This window comes from Pseudomonas lini, assembly GCF_964063345.1.
GTDB classification, from domain to species: Bacteria; Pseudomonadota; Gammaproteobacteria; order Pseudomonadales; family Pseudomonadaceae; genus Aquipseudomonas; species Aquipseudomonas lini_B.
Window position 1 is genome coordinate 1,079,982 of sequence record NZ_OZ061318.1, and the last position, 15,859, is coordinate 1,095,840.

Genomic DNA, 15,859 nt, shown 5'->3' on the forward strand with positions numbered 1-15,859 from the left:
TAACGACGCTCACCTGACGGCGAGCCGCGCCATTGTACCTATCTGAGACGAAGTTACAACCGTTCGAGCGGATTAAAAAATATGAGCCGCTTCAAGGACATGCGCCGGCCTTGAAACCCCACCCCTGTATGTTGATCCTATTGCGCCAACACCTCATCCGCCCTGCCGCCCTCTTGCTGGATCACCAGGTGAATGAAGTGCAGTTTGGCAATCACCGCCGGCGGCAGGACGAACGGATAGAAATCCGGCTGGCCCATGCTGCGTGACAATTCGTTGAGCATGCCGGCCAGCTCGATCCATGCGTTGACGAATGACAGGAACGCCGGGCCGCCGGGGTGCTGCGGGTCGAATAGCGTGCTCGGCGGAAACGGCTGGTAATCGAAATCCATTTCCTGCGCACTCATGCCAAAACCCAGGGCGGTGTCTACTGCATCCATCATGTGCAGGTAGTGAGCCCAGGTTTCGGCCCAGTCTTCCCAGGGGTGCATGGTGGCGTAGGCGCTGACGTAATGTTGCTGCCAGTCGAGCGGTGCGCCTTGCTGATAATGCCGCTCAAGGGCCTCGGCATAACTTGCTTGCTCATCACCGAACAGAGCGCGGAACGGTTCCAGCCAATGACTGTTGGCGACCAAGCGGTCCCAGTAGTAATGCCCGACCTCGTGACGAAAGTGCCCGAGCAGCGTGCGATAAGGTTCGTGCATCTGCACGCGAACCTGCTCGCGATGGGCGTCGTCGGCTTCCTTGATATCGAGGGTGATCAGACCGTTGGCATGCCCGGTGGTCGGCGGTTTGCCTTCGAGGTCGATACCGATGAAGTCGAAGGCCAGGCCGATGTCTTCATCCATGGATTTCGGAATGACTGACAAGCCCAGGCTGATCAGCTGCGCCACCAGCCGACGCTTGGCGATTTCCACTTTGCGCCAGCGCTCGTGGTTCTCGGGGATCGCCAGGTCGGGGATGGTGCGATTCAGGCTACAGGCAATGCATAACGCATCGTGATCATTGGCCGGCAGCAGCCAGTTGCAGGCGGCCGGAGAGTCGAGATTGGCGCAGCGGCGGAACACACCGGCGTCGGGACCGGCGTCGAGCAACCAGGTATCCACTTGTGGGCCAGGTTGCAACGAAGACAAGCGACTCTGCTGCGGCTGATAGCCCAGCGCTGCCGAACAGGCCAGGCACTGACTGTTGCGAAAGAACAGCGACTGCCCACAACGGCAATGCCAGACCTTGCTGTTGCGCAAACGCTCACCCATGAAGGGCGCGGCGATGCGTGAACTGAGCTGTTCGAAGAAGCGGTACATGGCGATCTCTCCCTGGGGCCTGCCAAGACTAGATCATTCTTTTACCGTGATCGTTCCCACGCTCTGCGTGGGAATGCCGCCCCGGACGCTCCGCGTCCGCTGTGACGCAGAGCGTCACGGGATGCGTTACCACGCAGAGCGTGGGAACGATCAGTTAAACCGAAATATTGTGCTTGCCAAGAAACCCGACAAACGCCTCTTCATCCAGCACCTTCAACCCCAGCTCATTGGCCTTGGCCAGCTTCGACCCCGCGCCCGGGCCGGCGACCACGCAATGGGTCTTGGCCGACACGGAACCGGCCACCTTGGCGCCAAGGCTTTCAAGTTTGTCCTTGGCGACATCGCGACTCATCAGCTCCAGCGAACCGGTCAGCACCCAAGTCTGCCCGGCCAGCGGCAACCCTTCGACGACCTTTTTCTCGCTCTGCCAATGCATGCCGAAATCACGCAGCTGCTTTTCGGCGGCCTCGGCAACCTGACGATTTTCCGTGCCCGCAAAGAACTCGCGAACCGAAGTCGCCTGTTTCTCCGGCAGCGCCTGACGCATGTCCAGCCAATCAGCACTCATCACCGCTTCGAGCGAGCCGAACTTGTCCGCAAGCTTCTGCGCCCCGCCCGGCCCGACCGACGGAATGTGCAACTTATCGAGCAAGCCGCCCAGCGTGGTACTGGCAGCAAACTCGGCGCCCAGATCGCTCTGATCCTGAATCTGCAGGCCATGCTTGAGCAGATCCTTGATCACCTGCTGGTTATGCGCGTCTTCAAAGAAGCTGTGAATCTCGTGAGCCACTTCCAGCCCGACATCCGGCAAGTACGTGAGTACTTGCGGCAACGCCTGCTGAACCCGCACCAGCGAGCCGAGAGAGCGCGCGAGGACCTTGGCCGTCTCTTCGCCGACATCGGGAATGCCCAAGGCGTAGATGAACCGTGCCAGGCTCGGCTGCTTGCTGTCTTCGATTGCACTGAGCAGGTTCTTGCTCGACAGCTCGGCAAAGCCTTCCAGGTCAACAATCTGCTCGAAAGTCAGGGCGTAAAGATCGGCCGGCGAACTCACCAGGCCTTCATCCACCAGTTGCTCGACGCTCTTCTCGCCCAGACCTTCAATGTCCATGGCGCGGCGCGAAACGAAGTGAATGATCGCTTGCTTGAGTTGCGCACCACAGGCCAGACGCCCGACGCAGCGATACACCGCGCCCTCGCTGATGGTCTCGCGGCCCTTGCTGCGCTTGACCAGTTGCGTGCGCTCGACATGGGAGCCGCAGACAGGGCACTGCTCGGGAATCTGCACCGGACGGGCATTCTCCGGGCGGCGTTCGGTGACCACTTGCACCACTTGCGGAATCACATCACCGGCGCGACGAATGATCACCGTATCGCCAATCATCAGGCCCAGCCGTGCAACTTCATCCATGTTGTGCAAGGTCGCATTGGCCACGGTGACGCCCGCAACCCTGACCGGTTTCAAGCGTGCCACCGGCGTCACGGCACCGGTGCGACCGACCTGGAATTCCACGTCGAGCAATTCGGTGAGTTCTTCCATCGCCGGAAATTTGTGGGCAATCGCCCAACGCGGTTCGCGAGCGCGGAAACCCAGTTCACGCTGGGAAGCAATGCTGTTGACCTTGAACACCACACCGTCGATTTCATACTGGAGCGCATTGCGACGCTCACCGATGTCGCGGTAGTAATCCAGGCATTCTTCGATGCCGTGCGCCAGTTTCAGCTCATGACTGATCGGCATCCCCCAGGCTTTGAGTTGCTGCAGATTGCCGATGTGCGTGTCGGCAATATCGGCTGAAATCTGGCCGATGCCGTAGCAGCAGAATTCCAGCGGACGGTTGGCGGTGATCTTCGAATCCAGCTGCCGCAAACTGCCCGCCGCCGCGTTACGCGGGTTGGCGAAGGTCTTGCCGCCGACTTCCAGTTGTGTGGCGTTGAGCCGCTCGAAACCGGCCTTGGACATGAAGACTTCGCCACGCACTTCCAGGGTCGCCGGCCAGCCGGTGCCATGCAGCTTGAGCGGGATATTGCGCACGGTGCGCACGTTGACACTGATGTCTTCACCAGTGGTGCCATCGCCGCGGGTGGCGCCGCGCACCAGCACACCGTCCTGATACAGCAGACTGACCGCCAGGCCATCGAGCTTGGGTTCGCAGCTGTACTCCACCACTGCGCCACTGCCAAACAAGTCGCCGACCGGCAGGTCCAGCCCGTCCGTCACCCGGCGATCGAATTCGCGCATGTCGGTTTCTTCGAAGGCGTTGCCGAGGCTGAGCATCGGCACTTCATGACGCACCTGAGTGAACGCCGACAGCGCCGCGCTGCCGACACGCTGGGTCGGCGAGTCGCTGGTGATCAATTCGGGGTGGGCCGCTTCGAGGGCCTTGAGCTCGTGGAACAGGCGATCGTATTCGGCGTCCGGGATGCTGGGTTCGTCCAGCACGTGGTAGCGATAGTTGTGCTGATCGAGCTCGGCACGCAGCTCTAGAATGCGGTTTTTGGCGGCGGTCATGGGTGTTCTCTCATAAAGCAAAAGAGCAGCCGAGGCTGCTCAATCTTTTAAATACGGTAGCGCAAAGCTGTGGACACTGTGGCGAGGGAGCTGCTCCCGCTCGGCGGCGAAGCCGTCGTAAAATCAGCTAATGCGGTGTATCTGAATAAGCGGAGTTGCCGAAATGAACGGGGCCGCTTCGCGACCCAGCGGGAGCAAGCTCCCTCGCCACAAGAGCCCGCCCCAGTCATTCGAGTCAGCGCTTCTGGGTCAATGCACGACGCTCGAACTCGACGATGCGCTGACGGTAGTGCTCAATCGTTTGGGCGGTCAGCACGCTGCGCTGGTCGTCTTTCAGTTCGCCGTTCAGCTCCTGGGACAGTTTGCGTGCTGCAGCCACCATCACGTCGAAGGCTTGCTTGGGATGACGCGGGCCTGGCAGACCGAGGAAGAAGCTCACCGCCGGGGTGCTGAAATGATCGATGTCATCCAGATCAAAGACGCCCGGCTTGACCGCATTGGCCATGGAGAACAGGACTTCGCCGTTACCGGCCATGCTTTCGTGACGGTGGAAAATATCCATCTCGCCGAAACGCAGACCGCTTTCCAGAATGTTCTGCAACAGTGCCGGGCCCTTGAAGCCGGCCGGGTCGCGGCAGATCACGCTGATCACCAATACTTCTTCGGCTTGCGGCTGATCTTTTTCGGCCGAGCTGGCGGGCTTGGTGTCATCCGGGAAATCGTCACGGCTATTGAAGCTCGGGCCGCCGTCCAGGTCGAGGTTGAGGTTCAAGTCGCCTTGCGATGGCTCGCCATGGCCACGCTTGCCGCGCTTGGAACCCGATTCACGCGGTTCACGGGCAGGCATGCTCACCGACGGCAGATCATGCTCGTCCAGTTGCGGTTCTTTATGGTTATCCAGCACGCGGGGCGGGCCCAACAGCTCGGCGCTGGTGTCCTCGTCCGGCAAATTGGACAAACTTCGGTCAAGACGGAATTTCAGTTTTCCCTTGCCGCCGCGCATGCGACGCCAGCCATCGAAAAGAATACCGGCAATGACAATAATGCCGATGACGATCAGCCACTCGCGCAGACCGATTTCCATGTAATCCCGTGCCTCTATAAAAAATGCTGAAAAATAAGGGGTTTACATTGTGTAAACCGCTTTAAAACGTGGCGCCAACTCTATGTTCTGACAGGCGTTTTGCCCACGTATACGAAAAATTGACATTAAACTAGCACGACCAAAGGCAACTTTACACGTCTGTCACAGTGGCTTGCGCGAATTATGTCGATTGGCCAGCAAGTCAAGACAGGTAAAAAGCCCTACAGCTCAAAAATACCTGCCCTACAAGCAATAATTCAGGCGTCCACCATGGCCATCGCCTCCTCCACATCCACTGCCACCAGACGCGAGCAACCGGGTTCGTGCATCGTCACCCCCATCAATTGATCGGCCATTTCCATGGCAATCTTGTTGTGGGTGATATAGATGAACTGCACCGTCTGCGACATCTCTTTGACCAACCGTGCGTAGCGTCCAACGTTAGCGTCATCCAATGGCGCGTCAACCTCATCGAGCATGCAGAACGGCGCCGGATTCAACTTGAAGATGGCAAAAACCAGGGCCAATGCGGTCAGGGCTTTTTCGCCACCGGAGAGCAAATGGATGGTGCTGTTCTTCTTTCCTGGCGGCTGCGCCATGATCGTCACCCCTGTATCGAGTAGATCTTCGCCCGTCAGTTCCAAATACGCGCGTCCTCCACCGAAAACTTTTGGGAAAAGGGCCTGTAAACCACCATTGATCTGATCAAAGGTATCTTTGAAGCGGTTTCGGGTTTCCTTGTCGATCTTGCGAATCACGTTCTCGAGCGTGTCCAGCGCTTCCACCAAATCGTCGTTCTGAGCATCCAGATAACGTTTACGCTCGGATTGTTGCTGGTATTCGTCGATAGCCGCGAGGTTGATCGCGCCGAGGCGCTGAATTCGCGCGGCAATACGCTCGAGTTCTTCTTCGGCGTCTTTCTCGTTGGCCTCGGCCACCAAGGTCGCGAGTACGCCGTGCAGGTCGTAGCCGTCCTCCAGCAATTGATCCTGCAAAGTCTTGCGCCGCACCGTCAGCGCTTGCCATTCCATGCGCTGCTGTTCGAGTTGGCTGCGAATCAAATGGGATTGCTGCTCGGCCTGAGTGCGGCGCTTTTCGGCGTCGCGCAGTTCGCGGTCGGCGTCTTCCATGGCGATTTGCGCGGTCTTGAGCTCTTCGTCGACGGTCATGCGCTTGTCGAGCAGCTCTTCAAGTTTCAGCCGCAGCTCTTCCAGCGGCGCCTCGCCCTCTTCCAGATTGAGGCTGAGCTGTTCGCGCTTCTCGGTCAGGCGCTCGGACTGCATTTCCAGCCGTTCCAGCGCCTGACGAGTGGAATCGTGTTGCGCCTTCAGCGAACCGAGGCGCACCGCCAGTTGATGCGCATGATCCTTGTGCTGTCGGGCTTCCTGACGCACCCGGTCGAGGCGCTCGCGCAGGCTGTCGCGCTGAGCCAACAGCAACTCGCGCTGCTCGGTGTCCAGCGCCATGCTGTCGAGGGCTTCCTGCAATTGCAGACGCGCTTCGCCGATGTTTTCGTGTTCCAGGGCCCGCTGCTCGCTCAGCTCGGTGAGCTCTTCATCGAGACGGGTGCGGCGTAGGGTCAACTGCTCGACCTTGGCTTTGCCAGCGGACAGCTGGGCTTTCAATTCGCCCTGCTGACGGGCTTCGTCTTGCAGCAGACGGCGCAAATGTTCGCGCCCGTTTTCCTGCTGACGCTGTTGCGCCCTGAGATTCTGAAGTTGGGTTTCCAGGGTTTCGACCGTGGCTTCGCGCTCTTCGCGCTCAAGGCCCAACCGCTGGATTTCCTGGCCACGGGCAAGTACGCCGCTTTCCGCCTCGCTGGCCCGGCGCACGCGCAAAAAGTGTCGGCCGACCCAGTAACCGTCGCGGCTGATCAGGCTTTGCCCGGCGGCCAATTGCCCGCGCAAGGCCAAGGCCTGCTCAAGGCTGTCGACCGGTTTGACCTGCCCCAGCCATGGCGACAAATCAATCTGCGCCTCGACCTTGTCGAGCAAACTGCCGGGCATGCGCACGCCATCGCTGGCCGAGCTGAGCAGGCGCAAATCGCCTTGGGCAAACCCGGCCAGATCGAAATCACCGAAGTCATCCACCAGCACCGCTTGCAGGTCGGCGCCGAGCACGGTTTCCACCGCCAGCTCCCAACCGGCCTCGACCTTCAGGCCTTCGGCCAGACGCGGACGATCCGCCAGATGCTGTTCGCGCAGCCATTCGGCAGTGCCGGTGCCGGGATCGAGCGCGGCTTGCTGCAAGGCTTCCAACGACGCCAGTCGACCGTTGAGCCGCTGCAAATCACCTTGGGCTTGTTGCTGATTTTGCAGCGCTAGTTGCAATTCCTGACGCAGTTGTTCAAGACGCTCAACCTGAGCTTCTTCACTGGCCTGCAAGTCTTCGAGCGTGGCCTCGGACGCAGCCAACTGCTCGCTGAGTTCCATGATCGCCGCGTCTTCCGGATCCGCCGAGAGCAACGCGCGCTCTTCACCAAGGCGCTTCTGGCGATCAGCCAAACGTTCCATGCTGGTTTCCAGCTGCTGGATTCGCGACTGCTGAACTTCAGCCTGACGGCGTGGCTCGGCGGCAGTGAGGTTGAAGGTGTCCCACTGCTCCTGCCAGCCGTGCATGGTGGTTTCGGATTCTTCGAGCGCGGCAGCAGCTTCCTCGGCGGCGGCGCTGGTGACTTCCTGTTCCGGCGTGAGCATGTCCAGCTCTTCGCCCAAGGTCAGCAGCAAGGTGCGGTCGTGGCCCAAGTGAGACTCGGTTTCCAGCCGCGCGCGCTCGGCTTCCTTCAGGTCGTCCTGCAGCTGACGCAAACGCTGCTGACCGTGCTGGATGCTCTGCTCGACCCGGGCGATGTCGCCGCCGACCGAATAGAAACGCCCCTGCACCAGATTGAAGCGCTCGGACAGATCGTGATGACCGTCACGCAGGCGTTCGATGGCCGCGTCGGCATTGCGTTGCTCGGCCACCAGGGCTTCGAAGGTGACTTCCTGAGTGCCGATGATCGACTCGCGCTGGCCGACCTGTTCGTTCAACGCCTGCCAGCGCAGGCCCGACAACTGGGCCTTGAGCTGGCGTTCTTCGCCCTTGTATTCCTGATACTTCTTGGCGGCCTCGGCCTGGCGGTGCAAGCGTTCAAGCTGACGCTCGAGCTCTTCGCGCAGGTCGGTCAGGCGGGCAAGGTTTTCATGGGTGCGGCGAATACGGTTTTCAGTCTCGCGCCGACGTTCCTTGTACTTGGAAATACCGGCGGCTTCTTCGATGAAATTGCGCAGGTCTTCGGGCTTGGATTCGATCAGCTTGGAGATCATCCCCTGTTCGATAATCGAATAGCTGCGCGGGCCGAGGCCGGTACCCAGAAAGATGTCGGTGATATCGCGGCGGCGGCATTTGGTGCCGTTGAGGTAGTAGGTGGTCTGGCTGTCGCGGGTTACTTTTCGGCGAATGGAAATCTCCGCATAGGCAGCCCATTCGCCGAGCAGGGTGCCATCGGAGTTATCGAACACCAGCTCAATGCTCGCCTGGCTCACCGGTTTACGGCTGGTCGAGCCGTTGAAGATGACGTCGGTCATCGACTCGCCGCGCAAGTTCTTGGCCGAGCTCTCGCCCATCACCCAACGCACGGCGTCGATGATGTTCGACTTGCCGCAACCATTGGGCCCGACCACTGCCGCCATGTTGCTGGGGAAGTTCACCGTGGTCGGATCGACGAAGGATTTGAACCCCGCCAGCTTAATGCACTTGAGCCGCACGCTTAAGCGACCGTCAGGGCAGAGACCACCAGATCGCAGCTGCGCTGGGCATACGCCGTCAGCACCACGCGGATCTGAGGAAAGTCACGGGCAAGCACGGCGGCGAGCAAGCGCTCGAACAGCTCGAGGAACTCGCTCATCGAGGCCTTGCGCTGATCCAGCGCGAGGAAATACGCGCGGCTCATGGCCGGCTGCAGATTCTCGACGGTTTCCTGCAAGTACGGGTTGTTGGCGAACGGATACGCGGCGCGCATCACACTGAAGCTGTCGTCGACGAACGTGCGAATGTCCTGGCGCTCGTAGCTGTCGGTCAGGCGCTGCTGGATCTGCAGAAACGGCACCATGTCGGCCTGGACTTGCCAGCCGCTGGCCACGGCATTGCCGAGCAAAATGTACAACTCGCTCATCAACGTGCACAGGCTCTGCACCTTGTGCGCCGTGAGCTCAGTCACATGGGCGCCACGTCGCGGCAAAATCGCGATCAAGTGGCGGCGCTCGAGAATCAGTAACGCCTCACGGACTGAACCGCGGCTGACATTAAGGGCCAGCGTGACCTTCTGTTCCTGAATGCGCTCCCCCGGCTTCATTTCGCCGCGAATGATACGTTCGGCGAGGTGGTGAGCGATTTGCTCGGCGAGGCTGTCCGGGGCCTTGAACGTCATGGTTGTCCTTCAAACTCTTCGATCTGCACAAGCGGCGCAGTGTAGCGCAATTGATGGGTCATGGCGGAGTGCCCACCCAGCGGTTTTTGGCACGATTCACGCAAAAGGCAAGCTATCCCGCGAGGGTCAATAATGAAGGAACGAGTCGTTGATCGACAAAATGCCATTTCCTGACCTTTAAGTCAGAAAATCATTGACCGAAAAGTCAGACCTGATAAATTCGGCTCATGTCGGTTAACAACAATAATGAGTTTGCGAGGCCTTCCGTGATCCAGTTTTTACTAAACCAGGAACTCCGTAGCGAGCACGCCCTGGACCCGAACCTGACCGTGCTCAATTACCTACGCGAACATGTGGGCAAGCCCGGCACCAAAGAAGGCTGCGCCAGCGGCGACTGTGGCGCCTGCACCGTGGTGGTCGGCGAGTTGCAGACGGACGACGGTGGCCGCGAACATATTCGCTATCGCAGCCTCAATTCGTGCCTGACGTTCGTCTCCTCCTTGCACGGCAAGCAACTGATCAGCGTCGAAGACCTCAAGCACCAAGGCGAGCTGCACAGCGTGCAAAAAGCCATGGTTGAATGCCACGGTTCGCAGTGCGGCTTCTGCACGCCGGGTTTCGTGATGTCGCTGTTCGCGCTGCAAAAGAACAGCGACGAGCCCGACGCCCATAAAGCCCACGAAGCGTTGGCCGGCAACCTCTGCCGCTGCACCGGCTATCGGCCGATCCTGGCCGCCGCCGAGCAATCCTGCTGCGGCAAACAACCCGACCAGTTCGATGCACGCGAAGCGGAAACTATCGCTCGCCTGAAAGCTATCGCTCCCACAGACATCGGTGAACTCAACAGTGGCGACAAGCGCTGCCTGGTGCCGTTGACCGTGGCCGATCTGGCCGACCTCTACGACGCTTATCCACAGGCCCGCCTGCTGGCCGGTGGTACGGATCTGGCGCTGGAAGTCACCCAGTTCCACCGCACCTTGCCGGTGATGATCTACGTCGGCAACGTCGCCGAAATGAAACGCATCGAACGCTTCGACGATCGCCTGGAGATCGGCGCCGCTACCACCCTCTCCGACTGCTACGACGCCTTGAAGGCCGAGTACCCGGACTTCGGCGAATTGCTGCAACGCTTCGCCTCCTTGCAGATCCGCAACCAGGGCACCCTCGGCGGCAACATCGGTAACGCCTCGCCGATTGGTGACTCTCCACCGCTGCTGATCGCCCTCGGCGCGCAGATCATCCTGTGTAAAGGCGAAACCCGCCGCACCATGGCCCTGGAAGATTACTTCATCGATTACCGGGTCACCGCGCGTCAGGAAAGCGAGTTCATCGAAAAGATCATCGTGCCGCGCGCCAGCATTGAACAACTGTTCCGCGCCTACAAGGTATCCAAGCGTCTGGACGATGACATTTCCGCCGTTTGTGCCGCGTTCAACCTGCGCATCGACACCGGTGTGATCGCCGACGCCCGCGTGGCTTTCGGCGGCATGGCGGCCATTCCAAAACGCGCCAAACACTGCGAAGCCGCCCTGGTTGGTGCACCGTTCAACAACGCCACCCTCGAACGCGCCTGCGCTGCATTGGCCGAAGACTTCACGCCACTCTCGGACTTCCGCGCCAGCAAGGAATATCGCCTGCTCAGTGCGCAGAACCTGTTGCGTAAATACTTCATCGAACTGCAAACACCGCACATCGAGACTCGGGTGACCGCTTATGTCTAATCATCACGCTGTAGAGAAGACCCAAGCCGAACTGGCTGAATTGTTCGCCAAGGACCTGACCACCGGTGTCGGCCGTAGCGTCAAGCACGACAGCGCCGACAAGCACGTGTCTGGTGAAGCGCAGTACATCGACGATCGGCTGGAATTTCCCAATCAGCTGCACGTTTATGCACGGCTGTCCGACCGCGCCCACGCGAAAATCATCAGCATCGACACCAAGCCCTGCTACGCCTTCGAAGGCGTGCGTATCGCCATCACCCACGAAGATGTGCCGGGCCTGAAAGACATCGGTCCATTGCTGCCGGGCGATCCGTTACTGGCCATCGATGACGTGCAATTTGTCGGTCAACCGGTGCTCGCCGTAGCGGCGAAAGACCTGGAGACCGCGCGCAAAGCAGCGATGGCCGCGATCATCGAATATGAAGATTTGGAACCCGTTCTGGATGTGGTTGAGGCTCTGCGCAAACGCCACTTTGTGCTCGACAGTCATACCCATCAGCGTGGCGATTCGGCCACCGCGCTTTCTACTGCAGAGCATCGCATTCAAGGCACGCTGCACATCGGCGGCCAGGAGCACTTTTATCTGGAAACCCAGATCTCTTCGGTGATGCCGACCGAAGACGGCGGCATGATCGTTTACTGCTCGACCCAGAACCCCACCGAAGTGCAGAAACTGGTGGCGGAAGTACTGGACGTGTCGATGAACAAAATCGTCGTCGACATGCGCCGCATGGGCGGTGGTTTCGGCGGCAAGGAAACTCAAGCGGCAAGCCCGGCATGCCTGTGCGCAGTGATAGCGCACCTGACCGGTCAACCGACCAAAATGCGCCTGCCGCGTGTCGAAGACATGCTGATGACCGGCAAGCGTCACCCGTTCTACGTCGAGTACGACGTGGGCTTCGACAGCACTGGCCGCCTGCACGGCATTGCACTGGAACTGGCCGGCAACTGCGGCTGCTCACCGGATTTGTCGGCATCGATTGTCGACCGCGCGATGTTCCATGCCGACAACTCTTATTATCTGGGCGATGCAACCATCAACGGTCACCGCTGCAAGACCAACACCGCGTCGAACACCGCTTACCGTGGTTTCGGTGGCCCGCAAGGCATGGTCGCCATCGAAGAAGTGATGGACGCGATCGCCCGACATTTGGGCCTCGATCCACTGGCGGTGCGCAAGGCCAACTATTACGGCAAGACCGAGCGCAACGTCACCCATTACTACCAGACCGTCGAGCACAACATGCTCGAGGAAATGACCGCCGAACTGGAAGCAAGCAGCCAGTATGCAGAACGTCGCGAAGCGATCCGTCGCTACAACGCCAACAGCCCGATCCTGAAAAAAGGCCTGGCGCTGACCCCAGTGAAATTCGGTATTTCCTTCACCGCCAGCTTCCTCAATCAGGCCGGTGCACTGATCCACATCTACACCGACGGCAGCATCCACCTGAACCACGGCGGCACCGAAATGGGCCAGGGTCTGAACACCAAGGTTGCGCAAGTCGTGGCTGAAGTATTCCAGGTGGAAATGGACCGCGTGCAGATCACCGCGACCAACACCGACAAGGTTCCGAACACTTCGCCAACCGCTGCTTCGAGCGGTGCCGACCTCAATGGTAAAGCGGCGCAAAACGCGGCTGAAATCATCAAGAAACGCCTGGTGGAGTTCGCCGCGCGGCAATACAAGGTCAGCGAAGAAGACGTGGAATTCCACAACGGTCACGTGCGGGTTCGCGATCACATCCTCACCTTCGAATCGCTGATCCAGCAGGCGTATTTCGCTCAAGTTTCGCTGTCGAGCACCGGCTTCTACAAGACCCCGAAAATCTACTACGACCGCAGTCAGGCCCGTGGTCGGCCGTTTTATTACTACGCCTTCGGTGCGGCCTGCGCCGAGGTGATCGTCGACACGCTGACCGGCGAGTACAAGATGCTGCGCACCGACATTCTTCACGACGTCGGCGACTCGCTGAACCCGGCGATCGATATCGGTCAGGTCGAGGGTGGTTTCATCCAGGGCATGGGCTGGCTGACCATGGAAGAACTGGTGTGGAACAACAAAGGCAAACTGATGACCAACGGCCCGGCCAGCTACAAGATCCCGGCGGTGGCAGACATGCCATTAGACCTGCGGGTGAAGCTGGTGGAAAACCGCAAGAACCCGGAAGACACGGTGTTCCATTCCAAGGCCGTGGGTGAGCCGCCGTTCATGCTCGGCATCGCCGCGTGGTGCGCGATCAAGGATGCCGTGGCCAGTTTGGGCGACTACCAGCATCAACCGAAAATCGACGCGCCGGCGACCCCGGAGCGGGTGTTGTGGGGCTGTGAGCAGATGCGGCAGTTGAGGGCGGTGAAAGCCGTGGAAGCTGAAACCGAGCTGGCTTCGCTCTAGACCGAGGTGCGGCCATTCGCGAGCAGGCTCGCTCCCACATTTGAAATGCATTCCCTGTGGGAGCGGGCTTGCCCGCGAAGACGCCATCGCGGGCAAGCCCGGCTCCCACAGGATTGGTGCAGATTGAAGGACCTGTGCAAAACCAATGTGGGAGCGAGCCTGCTCGCGAAGAGGCCCGAACAGACAACAGAGATGTTGAGGTGAAATATGTACAACTGGATCGACGCCCTCGCCGACCTGCAAACCCGGGGTGAACCCTGTGTGTTGGTGACCATCATCGAAGAGCTCGGCTCGACGCCGCGTAATGCCGGCTCGAAAATGGTCATCAGCGCCACGCAAACGTTCGACACCATCGGTGGCGGGCATCTGGAATACAAGGCCATGCAGATCGGCCGCGAGATGCTGGCCAGCGGCCGACAGGACACCCATCTGGAGCGCTTCAGCCTCGGCGCCAGCCTGGGCCAGTGCTGCGGCGGCGTGACCGTATTGCTGTTCGAACCGATGGGCCAGGTCCAGGCGCAGATTGCCGTGTTCGGCGCCGGCCACGTCGGTCGAGCGCTGGTGCCGCTGCTCGCCAGCCTGCCCTGCCGAGTGCGCTGGATCGATTCCCGGGAAGCGGAATTCCCTGAACAGATTCCCCACGGCGTGCGCAAAATCGTCACTGAAGAACCGCTGGATGAAGTGGATGATCTGCCCACCGGCAGCTACTGCATTGTCATGACCCACAACCACCAACTCGACCTTGAACTCACTGCTGCGATCCTCAAACGCAACGACTTTGCCTACTTCGGCCTGATCGGTTCGAAGACCAAACGAGTGAAGTTCGAACATCGCTTGCGTGACCGCGGTTTCGACAGCAGCGTGCTGCAACGCATGCGCTGCCCGATGGGCATTGGTGAAGTCAAAGGCAAGTTGCCTGTGGAAATCGCCATCTCCATCGCCGGTGAAATCATCGCTACCTATAACGCGAATTTCGGCCAGCACACTGCCAGCGCCGGATCATCGATCGCCAAACTGCTGCCTGTTTCACGCCGCAGCCAAGCTTTGAACTGAAAAGCTTCGAACTAATTGAGAACTCACATGCCTCTGACTCGCAAAGCCTACCGCGCCGCCCTCCTGCACAGCATCGCCGACCCCGCCGAAGTGGGCATCGAGGCCTCGTATGAGTATTTCGAAGACGGCTTGCTGGTGGTCGAAAACGGCCAGATCAGCGCCATCGGCCACGCCAGCGAATTGCTGCCGACCCTGCCGGCCGACATCGAGATTACTCATTATCAGGACGCGCTGATCACGCCGGGCTTCATCGACACCCACATCCACCTGCCGCAAACCGGCATGGTCGGCGCCTATGGCGAACAGCTTCTGGACTGGCTGAATACCTACACCTTCCCATGCGAAAGCCAGTTCGCCGACAAGGCCCACGCCGATGAAGTCGCGGATATTTTCATCAAGGAACTGCTGCGCAACGGCACCACCACTGCGCTGGTGTTCGGCAGCGTGCATCCGCAATCGGTGAATTCGTTCTTCGAGGTCGCCGAACAGCTGGACCTGCGGATGATCGCCGGCAAGGTGATGATGGACCGCAACGCGCCGGACTACCTGACCGACACCGCCGAATCGAGCTACGTCGAAAGCAAGGCGCTGATCGAGCGCTGGCACGGCAAGGGTCGCCTGCACTACGCGGTCACCCCACGCTTCGCCCCGACCAGCACCCCGGAGCAACTGACCCTCGCCGGCCAGTTGCTGAGTGAATATCCGGATCTGTACATGCAGACCCACATCAGCGAAAATCTCAAGGAAGTCGAGTGGGTCAAGGCGCTGTTCCCGGAGCGCAAGGGCTACCTGGATGTCTACGATCACTACCAATTGCTCGGCGAACGCTCGGTGTTCGCCCACGGCGTGCACCTGTGCGACGACGAATGTGCGCGACTGGCGCAGACGGGTTCAGCGATTGCGTTCTGCCCGACCTCGAACCTGTTCCTCGGCAGCGGCCTGTTCAATCTGCCGATGGCCGAGAAACACAAACTCAATGTCGGCCTCGGTACCGACGTCGGCGGCGGCACCAGTTTCTCGCTGCTGCAAACCCTGAACGAAGCCTACAAAGTCATGCAACTGCAAGGTGCGCGGCTGAGCCCGTTCAAGTCGCTGTACCTGGCCACCCTCGGCGGCGCCCGTGCGCTACGCCTGGAAGACAAGATCGGTACCTTGCAACCGGGCAGCGACGCGGACTTCCTGGTGCTGGACTACAACGCCACGCCACTGCTCGGCTATCGCCTGAAACAGGCCAATAACATTGCCGAGACGTTGTTTGTATTGATGACGCTGGGGGATGACCGGACGGTGTTGCAGACGTATGCGGCGGGGAATCTGGTGCATCAGCGCTAGTTTTCTCCAAGCATAAAAAATCCCCCGTAGCCGTACAGCCCGGGGGATTTTTTTGC

The 15,859-nt window shown here is 59.9% G+C and carries 9 protein-coding genes; 4 read left to right on the top strand and 5 right to left on the bottom strand.

The window, feature by feature from the left end:
- Window positions 1–137 precede the first annotated feature (137 nt).
- From AB3226_RS05000 to AB3226_RS05020, 5 genes are all read right to left on the bottom strand, one after another.
- Window positions 138–1,301: a putative zinc-binding metallopeptidase gene (locus AB3226_RS05000; protein WP_367372258.1), complete on the bottom strand. Its 1,164-nt coding sequence runs from the start codon at window positions 1,299–1,301 to the stop codon at window positions 138–140.
- A 154-nt stretch (window positions 1,302–1,455) separates the two neighbouring features.
- On the bottom strand, window positions 1,456–3,813 hold the full coding sequence (gene ligA / locus AB3226_RS05005) for an NAD-dependent DNA ligase LigA (RefSeq protein ID WP_367372259.1): 2,358 nt from the start codon (window positions 3,811–3,813) through the stop codon (window positions 1,456–1,458).
- 235 nt (window positions 3,814–4,048) lie between these two features.
- Entirely contained in the window at window positions 4,049–4,897 is an 849-nt protein-coding gene (gene zipA, locus AB3226_RS05010) for a cell division protein ZipA (protein ID WP_217858244.1), read from the bottom strand.
- A 257-nt stretch (window positions 4,898–5,154) separates the two neighbouring features.
- Window positions 5,155–8,643: a chromosome segregation protein SMC gene (smc, locus tag AB3226_RS05015; protein WP_367372260.1), complete on the bottom strand. Its 3,489-nt coding sequence runs from the start codon at window positions 8,641–8,643 to the stop codon at window positions 5,155–5,157.
- A gap of 2 nt (window positions 8,644–8,645) precedes the next feature.
- On the bottom strand, window positions 8,646–9,305 hold the full coding sequence (locus AB3226_RS05020; protein WP_258621038.1) for a GntR family transcriptional regulator: 660 nt from the start codon (window positions 9,303–9,305) through the stop codon (window positions 8,646–8,648).
- 266 nt (window positions 9,306–9,571) lie between these two features.
- On the opposite strand from AB3226_RS05020, the gene xdhA reads away from it, so the two are divergent.
- From xdhA to guaD, 4 genes are all read left to right on the top strand, one after another.
- Window positions 9,572–11,026, top strand: a complete 1,455-nt coding sequence (gene xdhA, locus AB3226_RS05025) for a xanthine dehydrogenase small subunit (protein ID WP_367372261.1) — start codon at window positions 9,572–9,574, stop codon at window positions 11,024–11,026.
- Complete coding sequence (xdhB, locus tag AB3226_RS05030) at window positions 11,019–13,418, top strand: xanthine dehydrogenase molybdopterin binding subunit (protein WP_367372262.1); 2,400 nt, start codon at window positions 11,019–11,021, stop codon at window positions 13,416–13,418. Before xdhA ends, xdhB begins: the two co-directional genes overlap by 8 nt.
- A gap of 207 nt (window positions 13,419–13,625) precedes the next feature.
- Window positions 13,626–14,471 (top strand): xanthine dehydrogenase accessory protein XdhC, encoded by an 846-nt coding sequence (xdhC, locus tag AB3226_RS05035; RefSeq protein WP_367372263.1) that lies wholly within the window; start codon window positions 13,626–13,628, stop codon window positions 14,469–14,471.
- A gap of 27 nt (window positions 14,472–14,498) precedes the next feature.
- Entirely contained in the window at window positions 14,499–15,803 is a 1,305-nt protein-coding gene (gene guaD, locus AB3226_RS05040; RefSeq protein WP_367372264.1) for a guanine deaminase, read from the top strand.
- Window positions 15,804–15,859 lie beyond the last annotated feature (56 nt).

Excerpts from the sequence above, each read along its gene's own strand:
- AB3226_RS05000 (WP_367372258.1), bottom strand. The coding sequence starts at position 1,301 with ATGTACCGCTTCTTCGAACAGCTCAGTTCACGCATCGCCGCGCCCTTC.
- ligA (WP_367372259.1), bottom strand. The coding sequence starts at position 3,813 with ATGACCGCCGCCAAAAACCGCATTCTAGAGCTGCGTGCCGAGCTCGAT.
- zipA (WP_217858244.1), bottom strand. The coding sequence starts at position 4,897 with ATGGAAATCGGTCTGCGCGAGTGGCTGATCGTCATCGGCATTATTGTC.
- AB3226_RS05020 (WP_258621038.1), bottom strand. The coding sequence starts at position 9,305 with ATGACGTTCAAGGCCCCGGACAGCCTCGCCGAGCAAATCGCTCACCAC.
- xdhB (WP_367372262.1), top strand. The coding sequence starts at position 11,019 with ATGTCTAATCATCACGCTGTAGAGAAGACCCAAGCCGAACTGGCTGAA.
- xdhC (WP_367372263.1), top strand. The coding sequence starts at position 13,626 with ATGTACAACTGGATCGACGCCCTCGCCGACCTGCAAACCCGGGGTGAA.
- guaD (WP_367372264.1), top strand. The coding sequence starts at position 14,499 with ATGCCTCTGACTCGCAAAGCCTACCGCGCCGCCCTCCTGCACAGCATC.